This is a genomic window from Sediminibacterium sp. (genome assembly GCF_051861365.1).
Taxonomy (GTDB): domain Bacteria; phylum Bacteroidota; class Bacteroidia; order Chitinophagales; family Chitinophagaceae; genus Sediminibacterium.
In genome coordinates this window covers 41,972-55,840 of sequence record NZ_JBHYCW010000024.1, presented here as the reverse complement: position 1 = coordinate 55,840, position 13,869 = coordinate 41,972, and the positions used below count along the sequence as shown (strand labels likewise).

The window sequence follows — 13,869 nt, the reverse complement described above, 5'->3', positions numbered from 1 at the left end:
CACAGAACCGCGGGCTCCAATATGCCCAATGGTTATTAGATAACAAAAAAGGTCAACCTTTTTTATGTAATTGACAACTATGGACCATGGACTATTCCCCTTTTTTCTCTTTCTTTGTTGCTCTAAAAATGATTGCATGTCTCAGCAAAAAGAAAAAATTTTAGTCATAGGTGCTTCGGGTCAGATTGGAGTGGAATTGACATTGGCTTTGCGAAAGCTGTATGGAAATAATAATGTCATCGCTTCAGATCTACGTGAACAGAATCCATTATTGGAAGGTACGGGTCCGTATGTGAGTATGGATGTGATGAATAAAGAGATGTTGCATGTGCAGGTGATTCGTCAAAATATTACCCAGATTTATTTATTGGCAGCGATCCTTTCTGCAACAGGAGAAAAAAATCCAAACCTAGCCTGGCATCTCAATATGCAAGGCCTATTGAATGTTCTGGATATTGCACGTGAAGAGAAATTGACCAAAGTTTATTGGCCGAGTAGTATTGCAGTATTCGGTCCTACTTCTCCCAAGCAAGATTGTCCGCAACAAACCATTATTGAACCCACAACAGTTTATGGTATCAGTAAGTATGCGGGTGAGTTCTGGTGCAATTATTATTTTCAACGATATGGGGTAGATGTACGCAGTTTGAGATATCCCGGTTTGATCAGCTATAAATCTGCACCCGGTGGCGGTACTACAGATTATGCAGTTGAAATTTATCATGAAGCATTAGAGCATAAGAAATACCAATGCTTTCTCAAGGAAGACACTTATTTGCCGATGATGTACATGCCTGATGCCATCAGGGCGACATTAGAGTTGATGGAAGCTCCTGCAGAAAAAATATCGGTAAGAACTTCCTATAACTTATCCGGAATGAGTTTTTCACCAAAAGAAATTGGCACTGAAATTATTCGACATATACCTGAATTTACCATGGCTTACGCGCCAGACTACAGACAGCAGATTGCAGATAGTTGGCCTCAAAGTATAGATGATAGTGTGGCCACCCGTGATTGGGGATGGAAACCTGAATTTGATTTGGCTAAGATGACAGAGGATATGCTTAAAAATTTGAAAAAATAACTATTTATCAAGCAACGAAAGTAAGTCGTGCTGTATCATAAGATATGATGGTAGTTCAGTACTGCTCATCATTTACCGGGGGGTAAACAATAAAATAGCCGCAACTTGTTAGTTTGCGGCTATTCTTTTATAACACTAAACTTGTTTAGAACCTAAAACCGAGGTTAATACCCAATCCACGAATACCTGCCCATGGACCGTCTGATTGAATACTTGCACCTGTAGATGTTACGGTTGCATTTTTAAACTTAAACGGAGGAGCGTCTATATTATCCAGTTCCTGCTTCAAGGCATCACGCTCTTGTTGTGTCGAGAAATTTCTTGTTACACTAAGCGTTCCTTTACTGCTTCCATAGTGACCACCAATGATCCAAATATCTAGTGTCAATACCTTGAAGATTCTATGTTGGGTACCAAACATAATACCGCCACTGGTAGATGTAATTTTACCTGACATTGGTGCTGATTCTGTTGTATTACCTGAACCATTATTATAGGTGTAGTTTATCGGTGCAGTAATATCAAAAGATGCAAAACGCATGTATGGAGCTACATAAAAGCCTCTCAAGTTGCCCTTTCCAAGATAGAATCGAACTTCAGGAGTAAAAGCTGTATTACCGATTTTGAAGTCATTGATATTAAAATCTGTTCCATCAAATACATTTTCAAGTACACTTTTAAAGGGTACAGTGCTTTTTCCCATGGTTCTGAAACCTAAAGAAGCAGAGATGCGACCAGTTAATTTGCGCTCATAAGTAATATGAAAGTTTTTAGCTACTAATGAACTTACATTCAGTTTAACAATATTTTTTCCACTGAGAATGGGAACCTGTGCCTCACTTATAAAAGGAATACACAGTAAAAGGAAAAGCATTTTTTTCATTTCAGTTTTGTTTTAGAGGTTTGTTTATAATACTGCCAGATCGGCAACAGTTTTGTTTTCCAATACTTTCAAGGTATTATCACGCACTTCAATCAACACTTTATTGAGACCACATTTTTTCTCATTGCAGTCATGGCATTTTTCATAGAAATTGAGACTTACACAAGGTAGTAAGGCTATTGGACCTTCAATTAAACGCATCACTTTAGCAAGGGGGATTTTATTCGGCTCTACATTGAAAAAGTATCCTCCGCCTTTCCCTTTCTTGCTTTCCAGTAAACCGGCTTTTTTCAGCTCAAGTAGAATGTTTTCAAGAAATTTTAAAGGGATCTTCTTTTTACTTGCAATTTCTGCAATCAGAATCGGACCTTCTTTTTTGCGTTCAGCCATAAAGGTAAGGGCTTTAAACGCATATTGTGTTTTTTTAGATAACATATGGTATCATTTTATAGGAGTCCTATCCTTGATACAAAATATAAAAAAAACAGAAGAATGTAATTTTTAATGCACCCAACAGATTTGATTAAAGTCCTAAAACATCTTTCATACTCCAAACGCCTTTATTTGCAGCTGCGTATTCTGCCGCAAGAACTGCCCCTCCTGCAAATCCGGCTCGGTTATGAGCGGTATGGATGATTTCGATATCATCAATAGCAGAAGTATATTTTATTTTATGTGTACCGGGTGCCGGATCTATACGCTCAGAGAGAATGGATAATACAGATGGATCATTTGAAAATTCGTTGACCCATTTTTTCTTTTGAGGCATCGATTCCAATATCTGCTCTGCCAATGTAATGGCTGTACCACTAGGAGCATCTTTTTTTTGTGTATGATGAATCTCCTCCATGAAAACATTGTAATCTGGATGTTGACTCATCAATTTTGCCAGTTGCTTGTTGACTTCAAAGAATAAATTCACCCCTATACTATAGTTGCTTGCATAAACAAGTGTTCTATTATTGACTTCACAATATTCTTTGGCTTCTTCATAATGTTCCAGCCATCCTGTAGAACCACAAACAACAGGAATGCCTAGCTCAAGGCATTTCATTACATTGTTAAAAGCGCTATGCGGACCTGTAAATTCAATGGCTACATCAGCTTTTGCAGCATTGACAGCATTCAGTTCATCTGCATTATCGATATCAACCTTTAGAGAAATGGTATGACCTTTCTTCACTGCAATTTCTTCAATGGCTTTCCCCATTTTTCCATACCCAACAAGAATAATGTTCATGATTTCTGCTTTTGCAGCAAACTTATTTGTAAATCGGCAAGAAACAAATTTTTATCAGACGTGATGCTTAACGTGCCTGCTTTGGCTTTTTGTCCGGATTTTTCAGACTCATCACCAATCCGAAACCTGGTGTTCTTGTTTGTGGGTTAAAAGTGGGACTAATTTGCATGGTCAGATCATCACTTACATCGAATTCTTTCAAATGGGCAAATACAGTAGCATCTGCTACCTGAAGCCCCCATGCCAATATGAACCATAAGATTGAATAGTCCCTGTCTCGGCGAAATGCATTTCGATAACTCTGTACCGATGAGATGCTGAGTCCACGAAGTTGCGGATCAATCAATCGGTAATCGGTACTATCATTATTCGGTGGAGCCAGTTGTGCTTTAAACAAGGCTTCATAAGCAAACTTTGTTTTTTTGTACATGCTATTATTGTACACATACGCTACTGTGGGGATGGCTAAAATGCCATATACTACTGGTATTTTCCAGTACTGCTTATTATATGCTTGTCCCCAACCCGGTATCAACAAAGAGCGTCTGGTGGCTATTCTGGGTATATGTTTTTTTGGGGTGGCGGCTTTTTGTACACTGTCTTTTAATGAGATACTGGTATCTCGACCAATGAGCTGTGTAGCAGCCATTTGCTCTTTATCATACTGTGCGAAAAGAGTGGTTGCGATACAACATGTCAACAATAGTGGTATGAATAAACGAAATACACTCATGTATTGATTAACTCACCGTTACATTCATGGCTTCGAGAATTTTATTCAACTCTTCCAGTGAAAAATACTCGATGGTGATACTGCCATAGCCCTTTTTATTATGAACCATTTTCACCTTGGTAGCGAAATGTGATGCTAAGTTATCTTCAATCTTTTTGTAAGCGGGTGGAAGATCGGTTTTTGCAGAAGTTTTAACAGTATCAGCTTTCTCTGCCTGGTACATTTTTCTGACTAGTTCTTCTGTTTGTCGTACACTCAGACCCTTTTGTTGAATTTCTTTATAAACAAAAAGCTGTTTATCGATGGTGTCAATATTAATCAAAGCCCTGGCATGCCCCATACTGAGTTGTCCGCTACGAACAGCTAACTGAATATCTGGGGGTAATTTTAATAAACGAATATAGTTGGTAACTGTACTTCTCTCTTTTCCCATTCTTTCCGCTACCTGTTCTTGCGTATAGTTCAACTCATCCATCATTCGCTTATAACTCAAAGCAATTTCAACAGCATTCAGATTTTCACGTTGTAAGTTTTCCAGTAATGCCAATTCCAATAATTGCTGATCATTGGCTTGACGTATATATACTGGAACATCTTTGAGTCCGGCAATTTTTGCAGCCCGAAAACGACGTTCCCCTGCGATCAATTGGTATTTATTACCCGATAACTTAGATACCGTTAAAGGTTGAATAATATCATGAATTTTCAATGACTCTGCCAATTCATTCAAAGCCTGCTCATCAAAATCTCGTCTAGGCTGTTTAGGATTGATCTGAATATCACTTAATGCAATCCTGTTGATCGTTGTAACCTGTTCTACCACATCTGTCTTCAAAGCACCACTAGTGGTTTTGAGATCAGCATCAATATTCTGCAACAAAGAGCGAAGCCCTTTACCGATCAATTCTTTATTTTGTTTTGGGTTGGTCATGGTAATCGTTTTTTAGTCCATAGACCATGGTCCATGGACTATGGTCTATTCAATAATTCTCTCTTCATTCGACATCTTAGTCAAGCCATTGTTCTGTAAGATTTCTTTGGCGAGATTTAAGTAGTTGATGGCACCTTTACTTTCAGCATCATACAGAATTACGGGTTTGCCTACACTCGGTGATTCACTCAGTCTCGTATTTCTGTGAATGATGGTAGAAAAAACCATTTCATCAAAATGTCTTCTTACTTCACTTACTACTTGATTACATAAACGTAAACGACCATCATACATCGTCATTAGAATACCTTCAATTTGTAATTCAGGATTGAGACGACTTTGTACAATTTTAATCGTATTGAGTAGTTTACCCAATCCCTCCAATGCAAAGAACTCGCATTGAACAGGTACGATCACACTATCGGAAGCTACCAATGAATTCACAGTGATTAATCCCAAAGAAGGAGAGCAGTCGATAATGATAAAATCGTAACGATCTTTTACTGCATCTAAGATCCCTTTCATTACATTTTCACGGTTCGGATAGTTGATCATTTCGATCTCAGCACCTACCAGGTCAATATGTGATGGAATGATATCAAGGTTCGGGATTTCACTTTTCAGGATCACGTCAGCAGCAATGGCATTATTGACCATGCAATCGTATAAGCTGCTGGTAATATTGTGCAGGTCAAATCCAACACCGGTGGTACTATTGGCCTGTGGATCTGCATCCACCAATAATGTTTTGAATTCCAGCACAGCTAAACTGGCGGCAACATTAATAGCAGTAGTAGTTTTACCTACACCCCCTTTTTGATTGGCAACTCCGATTATTCTCGCCATAATGATTCTTATGCTTCCGCAAAACGGAATATTTATATTTTAAAGGTCAATGGTTGTTCCGATACCCGGCAATAATAATTCTTTTCCGACTGCTTTGAATGCTTGTACTGCAGCATCCGTATCAATTTTAATAAAACCGAATGTATTGTAATGTACGCCAACTACACGGTTACATTGCACAAAATCAGCACAACGAACAGCATCATCGACATCCATGGTAAAATTATCACCCAAGGGTAGTACAGAGAAATTAAGTTGAGCCCAGGAAGGAATCAATTGCATATCCAATGTAAGTGCAGTATCACCACTGTAGTAAAAATTAGCTTCTTCTGTCATGAAAAGAAACCCCATCGGATTACCGCCATAACTACCATCCGGTAAACCACTGCTGTGTTGTGCAACGACACATTTCACCGTTCCAAAATCAAAATTCCATTTTCCACCCGTATTCATTGGGTGTGATTTCTCAATACCTTGTTTAGTCATCCATTCATGAATTTCCCATGCACTTACCACTGTACAACCGGTTCTTTTTGCAATGCCAACAGAATCGGCAATATGATCCGCATGTCCATGTGATAAAAAGATATAGTCGGCTTCAATACTATTCACGTCAATATCTTTTGCCAACTCATTATAGGTGATAAAAGGATCAAAAAGGATCTTTTTTCCTTTGATTTCCACTTGAAAACAGGAATGTCCGTAATAAGTCAATTTCATAGCCACATTTCTTTGAAGGACGCCAAAAATACGGTTTCAAAGACATCTTTTGAAAGAATCTTATCCATAAGAATAGCATATAGTCCATAGTCCATGGCCAATGGTTTTATCGGACAATTTTGTGTGTGAAGCAGATTCAACCGTTTGGTGGTTAATTTGTTAAGGATGAATGGTTTTTGATGGCTATTCTATGGCTTCATGTAAAATGCAATATTTTTATTCACTGTACGTCTACACATTAAAACTTTCTCATGCGTAATGCCGGTACTCTGTGGGTGATAGCCCTCATCATGCTTTTACTCGATTTTTATGTATTTCAGGCGGTTAGAACGGTCACACAGACCCTCTCCGACAAAACCCGAATGATCATTCATATCGGATATTGGGTACTCTCAGTGCTAACCTTGCTCGCGCTGTTATCTTTCCCTTATATACAACTCTTACAGAACTCTAAATTTTATCGGAATTATATTTTCGCAATACTGGTGGGGTTATTTTTTGCCAAACTGATAGCCGCACTTTTCTTTTTGACCGATGACCTCAGACGTATAGCCTTATGGTTGATGAGTAAAATATTTCCCGGTACCGGCGCTCAGTATATGAGCGATAATGGTGGAGGTATTCCGCGTTCTACTTTTTTAAGTTGGCTGGGATTGGGCGTTGGGGGTTCCTTATTTGGTACTTTATTGTATGGGTTTAGTAATAAATACAATTATCAAGTTAAAAGACTGAAACTTTCATTTCCTAATCTCCCTGAATCTTTTCGCGGAATGAAAATGGTTCATATCAGTGATATCCATAGTGGCAGCTTTCAAAATAAGAAAGCGGTGGAACATGGAATTGATATGATTCTTCAGGAAAAACCTGATCTCATCGTATTTACCGGTGACCTTGTCAATGATCGGGCTTCTGAAATGGAAGAATACAAATCTGTTTTTGCTCGTCTACAGGCTCCTATGGGAGTGTTTAGCACTTTGGGTAATCATGATTATGGTGACTATGTTTCCTGGCCTACCCGTGAAGAAAAAGCTGCCAATCTCGAGGCTTTAAAAAAAACACATGCGGATATGGGCTGGCGCTTACTTATGAATGAACATGTGGCATTTGAAAAAGGTGGTCAACATATAGCTTTACTTGGAATCGAAAATTGGGGTGCTAAAGGACGTTTTCCTAAATATGGTAAAATGGATTTAGCTCACCCGGGAACGGAACAGATTCCCTTTAAGATATTATTGAGTCATGACCCCAGTCATTGGGATGTACAAATCAGAACGGAATATCCGGATATTGATCTGATGTTATCCGGACATACCCATGGAATGCAATTCGGATTGGAGAATCCTTATTTCAAGTGGAGCCCTGTTCAGTGGATGTACAAACAATGGGCAGGTTTATATGAGGAAGGAAACCAAAAACTATACGTCAACCGAGGATTTGGTTTTATCGGTTACCCAGGCAGAGTAGGGATATTGCCGGAGATTACGGTGATTGAGTTGGGTGGATAGTGGTCCATGGTCCATAGCCAATGGTTCATAGCAGATCGTTGATGGTCCACAGTTAATAGTCCATAGAGAAAATATTGACTATTTAGTAGAATGATTTACTGACTACTCACTACACACTACTCACTCAAGATACTTTTATTGGCAGTACTACTTTCAAGTATTCCCATTCGATCATTACACCTGCATCTTTACCTGACGGTATTACTGAATAGGTGAGTCTTTGGGTAGCTTGTGCCTTTTTTATGGGTTTTACTTTTACGCGTACGATATCTTCTGAAACATTATACGCATCGGCAAGATGTTGTTGGTAGTTGGTATTGATGATGATGGTCCATTCGGTTTTACCGGGAATCGTAAAAAGCGCATATTTCCCTTTGGTGATTTTCTTTCCTCCAATGGTTACATCTGTAGAAAAATCAATAGAAGTGGCATTATGTGCACCGGTTGCCCATACTTGATCATAAGCTACCAATCCGCCCCAAATCATTCTTCCCTTTACACCCGGAGATCCGTATTCGATATGAATATGGGTGTTTCCAATTGACTTCATCGCTACTCTTTTCGGACTGCCTTTCATGGTATCCTTAGCAATCAACCCCTTGTTAACACTATCAGCATAACCATCACCTGAAATGTGCTGGTGTTGGGCAATGAGTGATGAAAAAGCAAAGGATAAGATTAGGGCTAAAAGAATATTCATAGATAGAATTTTAAGCAAAGTAATAGGATAATTTATTACCGTTTACTGATTTTGTTCATGCTGATGGTTCTTTGACGTGAACATTTGAACCTGCTAACATCTTCTACTCTCAGTTTTGAGTGTTTGGTAAATCTACCCGCCATTCTTTTACGCCACATTTTAAAACTGCTTTTTTTGCTGTGGGTACGCATCAGTTCGATTACATCCTTTTCCTTCAAACCAAACTGGAATAAAATGGCCTCAAAAGGGGTACGGTCTTCCCATGCCATTTCTATAATACGGTCTATCTCCTGATTTGTTAAAAATTCCATATATCGTTAAACAAATACAATAATAAATGGTTGAGCAGCGTTACGACCTGGATTTGCATCTTGTCCATGATTTTTGGCACGGTGCTTGAAAGAAAGAAGTATTAAAATAAACCTTATGAAGAAGTTATTAGTAGCAGCCATTTTATTGTTCAGTACCATCCAATTGGTCAATGCTCAGGGAGCTCGTGCCGGTATTAAACTGGGAACCAACCTCAATAAGATATCCGGTCAATCATTTAAAGACGGATTTGACCTTTCTTATCATGTTGGGGGCTTTTTAGAGCTGGATCTCAATAGAAAATGGGGAATTCAACCCGAAGTACTTTGGAGCCAAACAAGTACAAAGCGAAGTAATTTTAATACCCTTTATTCTTCACAAGTTAACCCGTTTAATAACAATGAGAAGATCAAACTGGATTATTTATCCATTCCTATCTTATTACGTTATTCTGTGGCAGGTATTCTTACTTTAAATGTGGGTCCTCAGTTTGGTATATTATTGAATCAGGATAAGACTTTGCTTCAAAATGGCGAGTCTGCCTTTAAATCCGGTGATTTTTCCATGGTAGCGGGAGGGCAACTGAACTTTAAATTCCTTCGTATATATGGTAGATATAATATCGGACTACAAAATATCAACGATATCGATAATAAAGATAAGTGGACTAACCAGCAAATCCAGCTGGGTTTAGGTTTACGGTTTTAAGATCCAATATCCATTAGGATTTTAAAACGGGGTAACCATCTTTCTTTGGAAAGAATGGTTACCTTTTTTATGCCTTTATTTTGAATAATTTTTTAACTGACTGGATCTTTTGTTTAAATGATACCAGTTCTTTCATTTGCTGCTGGATGAAACCATTGTCTTCCAGTTTACCAATAACAGTATTCATTTCTGCAAAACTTTCATAAACCATTTTTCTGAACGGACTTTGATAATCTTTGGCTCTGGATTCATGAATGCCTTTGGTCATCCATTCTTTTACAGTTACTGTATGATCTAATAACTGTTTGAATACTTGAGGCTTTAATTTTCGAAGCGAAAGCTCTTCTATTTCTTCCAAAGCAGCCAGTGCATGTAATGCTTTTTGCTGACTATATCGACTTCCCATTTGTTGATATGCCTGGTGAACATCTTCCCAAGATTTCATCTTGCCTGTTTTGATCTTTTCTTTCAATTCTATAAGCTCCGATTGAGGAATGAGTTGTCCACCCAAATTCACCCATTCATTTCTGCTATTTTTAGCAGGTATTATTTTTTGAATGCTTTCTATCGTTCGAATCTGCTGGTCTTGTACCATTGCAACCAAATGTAATGCGCCATAGTAGCGAATAAGGTCTCTGAATAAATGATAAGCAGTTCTGGTTTTTAGTAAGATTACTTTTCTTTTACTGTTTTCAAAACCATTTACTGTTATTTCCAATTGATCAACGACTTTATCAGCGCTGAGGAGTAATTGTTTCCCGGTTACAATGGCTTCTTCTTTGCTCAACGATTTCTGACTTGTATGTTGGGCTTTATGATAGGCATGACCTGTAGCTTCTTCAAAAATGGTAAGCGCCGTAAACATTTCATTGATAGTGTCTGGAGCGAGGTAATCGTATTCAATCAATTGTACACGATCAGTTCGTTTATCTCTGTCTACATACTTCCATGCATTTCTGGCCAGTGCATACATGTTATATAAAAACCAATATCCCGGCATGACCAATAACTGATCATTACTGACATCATTACTTACCAATGCGAAGGGAACTTTTATATGTAATTCTGAAGGATAATCGCCTTTGGTTAGAATTGTAAATCCGGCAAAAACAGAATTGTGTTTCAGGCTCACGCACAATCCGGGCCAGAATCCTCGTCCCATAATGATTTCACCATCTGCACCTCTGCTGTTATGATTGGATCCAATGGTAGCACCGGCAGCAATATTACTTTGTCCCATCACCAGTGCAGCACAGAGAAAAGAATTGTTATGGTGTTGCTCATGTGCAGGAAAGATCAACGAATTCAATACTTCACAACAAGAGATGGTGGCATTGTGTCCAAGGTATGAGTTGATCAATCTGGCCCCATATTTCAATTGTGAATGAGAGGCCATAATGAAACGAACAGCTTTTACGCCATAAAACATTTTACAGCCAAAGCCAATGATACCATTCACCGCTTCACATCCTTCACCAATTTGAGTTCGACCTTCTTGTCCTGAGTTAATCGTGAGGTTTTTGAGTTTATTAGCGCCTTTGATATAAGCATCTGTTCCTATCCAAACATCTTTAATGATACTACAGTTTTTAATCACTGTTCTGTCGCCAATCTTTCCATAATAACCTCTTTTATTATCAAAACGTGCTTCGGTAAATTGTCTGAACTTGTCTTGTAGTACTTTATCATCTTTATCACGACTCCATAGTAAAGCATCTCCGGCTAACATACCATTAAAAGGTAAGACCCTTCTGCCGGTATTTTCATTGCAGATCTCCATCCATATCCTTACATCTTCTGATTCACCTTCCTTGATGATGCCATTTCCAAATTTGGCATGATTGGTAGATACCAATTCATTGACATTGGTAATGATAACTTCACTTCCTATGATGTAATGCGATAAATAGTTGACATTATCAATACATACATTATCACCAAAATCACAACTAATGATAGTAGAGTTGTACAATCCAACCGGCACTTTTAAATCACTGAAGCCCAAACAAAATGGTTCCAGTTTACCAATACGAACCAGTCCAAAGAATTTGCAATTTTTTACTAATTCAGGATTAAAAGCATCAGATACCAATATTTTATTCCAGTCATCGCTTGTGTTTCGGTTTCTAACTAAGACCTCAATTTCATAAGCATTCAATGTGCGATATGCAATACCATTACGGTTTTGCATATTACGTAAGTAATACTCATCTTTTCCCTTTGGTAAAAAAGGTGGAGATATAAAATGATAACCCAGAGAAGAAAGTGGGGTTTTGATTATTGTATTCTGCGGCATGTTGAAACTAGTTTGTCTTTACTGCTGTACCATAATTTATGAACACACATTGTGATCTTTTATTCAACCGTAACACTCTTAGCAAGGTTTCTTGGCTTATCAACATCCAGACCTTTTTCAACACCTACATAATAGCTCAGCAATTGTAGTGGTATACAACTTAATAATGGTGCAATCACTTCATCGGTATCCGGAACAAACATTACATCATCTGCCATACCGGGTATGATGTCGTCGTTTTGTGTAGCAACAGCTATCACCATTCCCTTTCTTGCTTTGATTTCCTGAACGTTGGAAACAATTTTCTCATAATAAGAATCTTTTGTTGCCACAAATACCACAGGTAACTTTTCATCTACCAAAGCAATGGGACCATGCTTCATTTCTGCTGCAGGATATCCTTCTGCATGGATATAAGAAATCTCTTTCAGTTTCAAAGCGCCTTCCAATGCAACGGGGAAGTTATATCCACGTCCCAAGAAAAGAAAATCACTGGCATTTTTATATTTAGCAGCAATGCGCTGGATATTAGAAGTATCGGCAAGAATTTCCTTTACTTTTTCAGGAATCGCTTCCAATTCTTTCATAAGTCCGAGGTAGCGTTTCTCATCAATGGTGCCTTTTGCATAACCAATTTTCAACGCCATCATGGTCAGCACAGCCAATTGTCCAGTAAAGGCTTTGGTACTTGCCACACCAATTTCGGGTCCGGCATGTGTATAAGCGCCGGCATGACTCAATCTGGCGATGCTACTACCCACAGCATTGACAACACCAAAAATGAATGCCCCTTTTTCTTTGGCACTTTCCAAAGCCACTAAAGTATCTGCTGTTTCACCACTTTGTGAAATGGCAATGATGACATCACCTTTGTTAACAACAGGATTTCTGTACCTGAATTCAGAAGCATATTCAACTTCAACCGGAATTCGGCATAATTCTTCAATTTGGTATTCAGCGATTAAGCCCGCATGCCAACTGGTTCCACAGGCAACGATTAAAATACGCTGTGCATTTTTTAATGCATCGATGTGATTGTCTACACCACTCATAATGATCTGTCCGGTTTGAGGAAGCAGTCTTCCGCGCAAACAGTCGAAAATGGTATCCGGCTGTTCATGGATCTCTTTGAGCATGAAATGATCATAACCACCTTTCTCAATAGCGGCTAGTTCCATGTCCAGCTTGGTAATGAATGGTGTTTGTTTTTCATTACCCAAGTTTTTTAGGATCAATTCATCCGGACGAACAATCGCGATCTCATAATCATTAACATACACCACTTCTTTGGTGTATTCAATAATGGGAGAAGCATCACTGGCAAGAAAATGTTCGCCTTTGCCAATACCAATTACGAGTGGACTACCTTTTCTGGCTGCCAGAATGGTTTCAGGATCATCTTTTGAGATCAGCAAGATGCAATAGGCACCTACGATACGTTTCAATGCAATTCGTAATGCTTCTTCAAGAGAACAGTTATTGTTGATTTTGATGTCTTCGATAAAGTTTAATAAGACTTCCGTATCTGTATCACTTTTAAATGTGTATCCTTTTGCTAGGAGCTCTTGTTTAATGTGGGCATAGTTTTCAATGATGCCATTGTGAATCATGGCCAATTCACCGCTTTGGGATAAATGAGGGTGTGCATTGCGATCACTGGGTTCGCCGTGTGTTGCCCAACGGGTGTGACCAATACCGATGTGAGAATGAACATCTTTTCCCAAAGTGTCTTCTTCCATTTCTGCTACTTTACCCTTTTTCTTGTAGACATTTAGTTTGCCATTGTTCAATAAGGCAACACCTGAACTGTCATAACCACGATACTCTAATCTTTTAAGTCCTTTTAATACAATTGGGTAGGCCTCTCTATGGCCTACATATCCAACGATACCGCACATAAATTTTCACTTT

Annotated in this window: 14 protein-coding genes; 3 read left to right on the top strand and 11 right to left on the bottom strand. The window is 38.5% G+C overall.

The features are described from left to right. Positions 1-136: 136 nt before the first annotated feature. On the top strand, positions 137-1,087 hold the full coding sequence (locus ACTIEV_RS11535; protein WP_322196277.1) for an NAD-dependent epimerase/dehydratase family protein: 951 nt from the start codon (positions 137-139) through the stop codon (positions 1,085-1,087). 145 nt (positions 1,088-1,232) lie between these two features. On the opposite strand, the gene ACTIEV_RS11530 is transcribed toward ACTIEV_RS11535, so the two are convergent. From ACTIEV_RS11530 to ACTIEV_RS11500, 7 genes are all read right to left on the bottom strand, one after another. Then, positions 1,233-1,970, bottom strand: a complete 738-nt coding sequence (locus tag ACTIEV_RS11530) for a hypothetical protein (RefSeq protein ID WP_322196278.1) — start codon at positions 1,968-1,970, stop codon at positions 1,233-1,235. Positions 1,971-1,994: 24 nt separating this feature from the next. Beyond that, a complete protein-coding gene (locus ACTIEV_RS11525) occupies positions 1,995-2,405 on the bottom strand; it encodes an RrF2 family transcriptional regulator (protein ID WP_322196279.1) in 411 nt (136 codons plus the stop codon). An 88-nt stretch (positions 2,406-2,493) separates the two neighbouring features. After that, on the bottom strand, positions 2,494-3,210 hold the full coding sequence (dapB, locus tag ACTIEV_RS11520; protein ID WP_322196280.1) for a 4-hydroxy-tetrahydrodipicolinate reductase: 717 nt from the start codon (positions 3,208-3,210) through the stop codon (positions 2,494-2,496). Between the two features lie 67 nt (positions 3,211-3,277). Then, positions 3,278-3,943 carry a DUF5683 domain-containing protein gene (locus tag ACTIEV_RS11515; RefSeq protein WP_322196281.1) on the bottom strand — a complete coding sequence of 222 codons (666 nt, stop codon included), beginning with the start codon at positions 3,941-3,943 and terminating at the stop codon, positions 3,278-3,280. A 7-nt stretch (positions 3,944-3,950) separates the two neighbouring features. Further along, positions 3,951-4,874 carry a ParB/RepB/Spo0J family partition protein gene (locus ACTIEV_RS11510; protein WP_250686084.1) on the bottom strand — a complete coding sequence of 308 codons (924 nt, stop codon included), beginning with the start codon at positions 4,872-4,874 and terminating at the stop codon, positions 3,951-3,953. A 45-nt stretch (positions 4,875-4,919) separates the two neighbouring features. Beyond that, a complete protein-coding gene (locus ACTIEV_RS11505; RefSeq protein ID WP_178886767.1) occupies positions 4,920-5,720 on the bottom strand; it encodes a ParA family protein in 801 nt (266 codons plus the stop codon). Positions 5,721-5,759: 39 nt separating this feature from the next. Next, the gene (locus tag ACTIEV_RS11500; RefSeq protein WP_322196282.1) at positions 5,760-6,440 is read right to left on the bottom strand and encodes a metal-dependent hydrolase; all 681 of its coding nucleotides are present in this window, start codon (positions 6,438-6,440) and stop codon (positions 5,760-5,762) included. Between the two features lie 251 nt (positions 6,441-6,691). Here ACTIEV_RS11500 and ACTIEV_RS11495 point away from each other — a divergent pair, with 251 nt between their 5' ends. After that, positions 6,692-7,945, top strand: coding sequence for a metallophosphoesterase (locus ACTIEV_RS11495; protein WP_322196283.1), 1,254 nt, complete (start codon positions 6,692-6,694; stop codon positions 7,943-7,945). Between the two features lie 124 nt (positions 7,946-8,069). On the opposite strand, the gene ACTIEV_RS11490 is transcribed toward ACTIEV_RS11495, so the two are convergent. Both ACTIEV_RS11490 and ACTIEV_RS11485 read right to left on the bottom strand, forming a co-directional pair. Then, positions 8,070-8,645, bottom strand: coding sequence for a DUF2911 domain-containing protein (locus ACTIEV_RS11490; RefSeq protein WP_322196284.1), 576 nt, complete (start codon positions 8,643-8,645; stop codon positions 8,070-8,072). Between the two features lie 35 nt (positions 8,646-8,680). Then, positions 8,681-8,956, bottom strand: coding sequence for a TIGR03643 family protein (locus ACTIEV_RS11485; RefSeq protein WP_322196285.1), 276 nt, complete (start codon positions 8,954-8,956; stop codon positions 8,681-8,683). Between the two features lie 115 nt (positions 8,957-9,071). On the opposite strand from ACTIEV_RS11485, the gene ACTIEV_RS11480 reads away from it, so the two are divergent. Next, a complete protein-coding gene (locus tag ACTIEV_RS11480; RefSeq protein WP_322196286.1) occupies positions 9,072-9,662 on the top strand; it encodes a porin family protein in 591 nt (196 codons plus the stop codon). 67 nt (positions 9,663-9,729) lie between these two features. On the opposite strand, the gene ACTIEV_RS11475 is transcribed toward ACTIEV_RS11480, so the two are convergent. Together ACTIEV_RS11475 and glmS are read right to left on the bottom strand one after the other, a co-directional pair. Then, positions 9,730-11,958 carry a DUF4954 family protein gene (locus ACTIEV_RS11475; protein WP_322196287.1) on the bottom strand — a complete coding sequence of 743 codons (2,229 nt, stop codon included), beginning with the start codon at positions 11,956-11,958 and terminating at the stop codon, positions 9,730-9,732. Positions 11,959-12,017: 59 nt separating this feature from the next. Next, on the bottom strand, positions 12,018-13,856 hold the full coding sequence (gene glmS / locus ACTIEV_RS11470; RefSeq protein WP_322196288.1) for a glutamine--fructose-6-phosphate transaminase (isomerizing): 1,839 nt from the start codon (positions 13,854-13,856) through the stop codon (positions 12,018-12,020). Positions 13,857-13,869 lie beyond the last annotated feature (13 nt).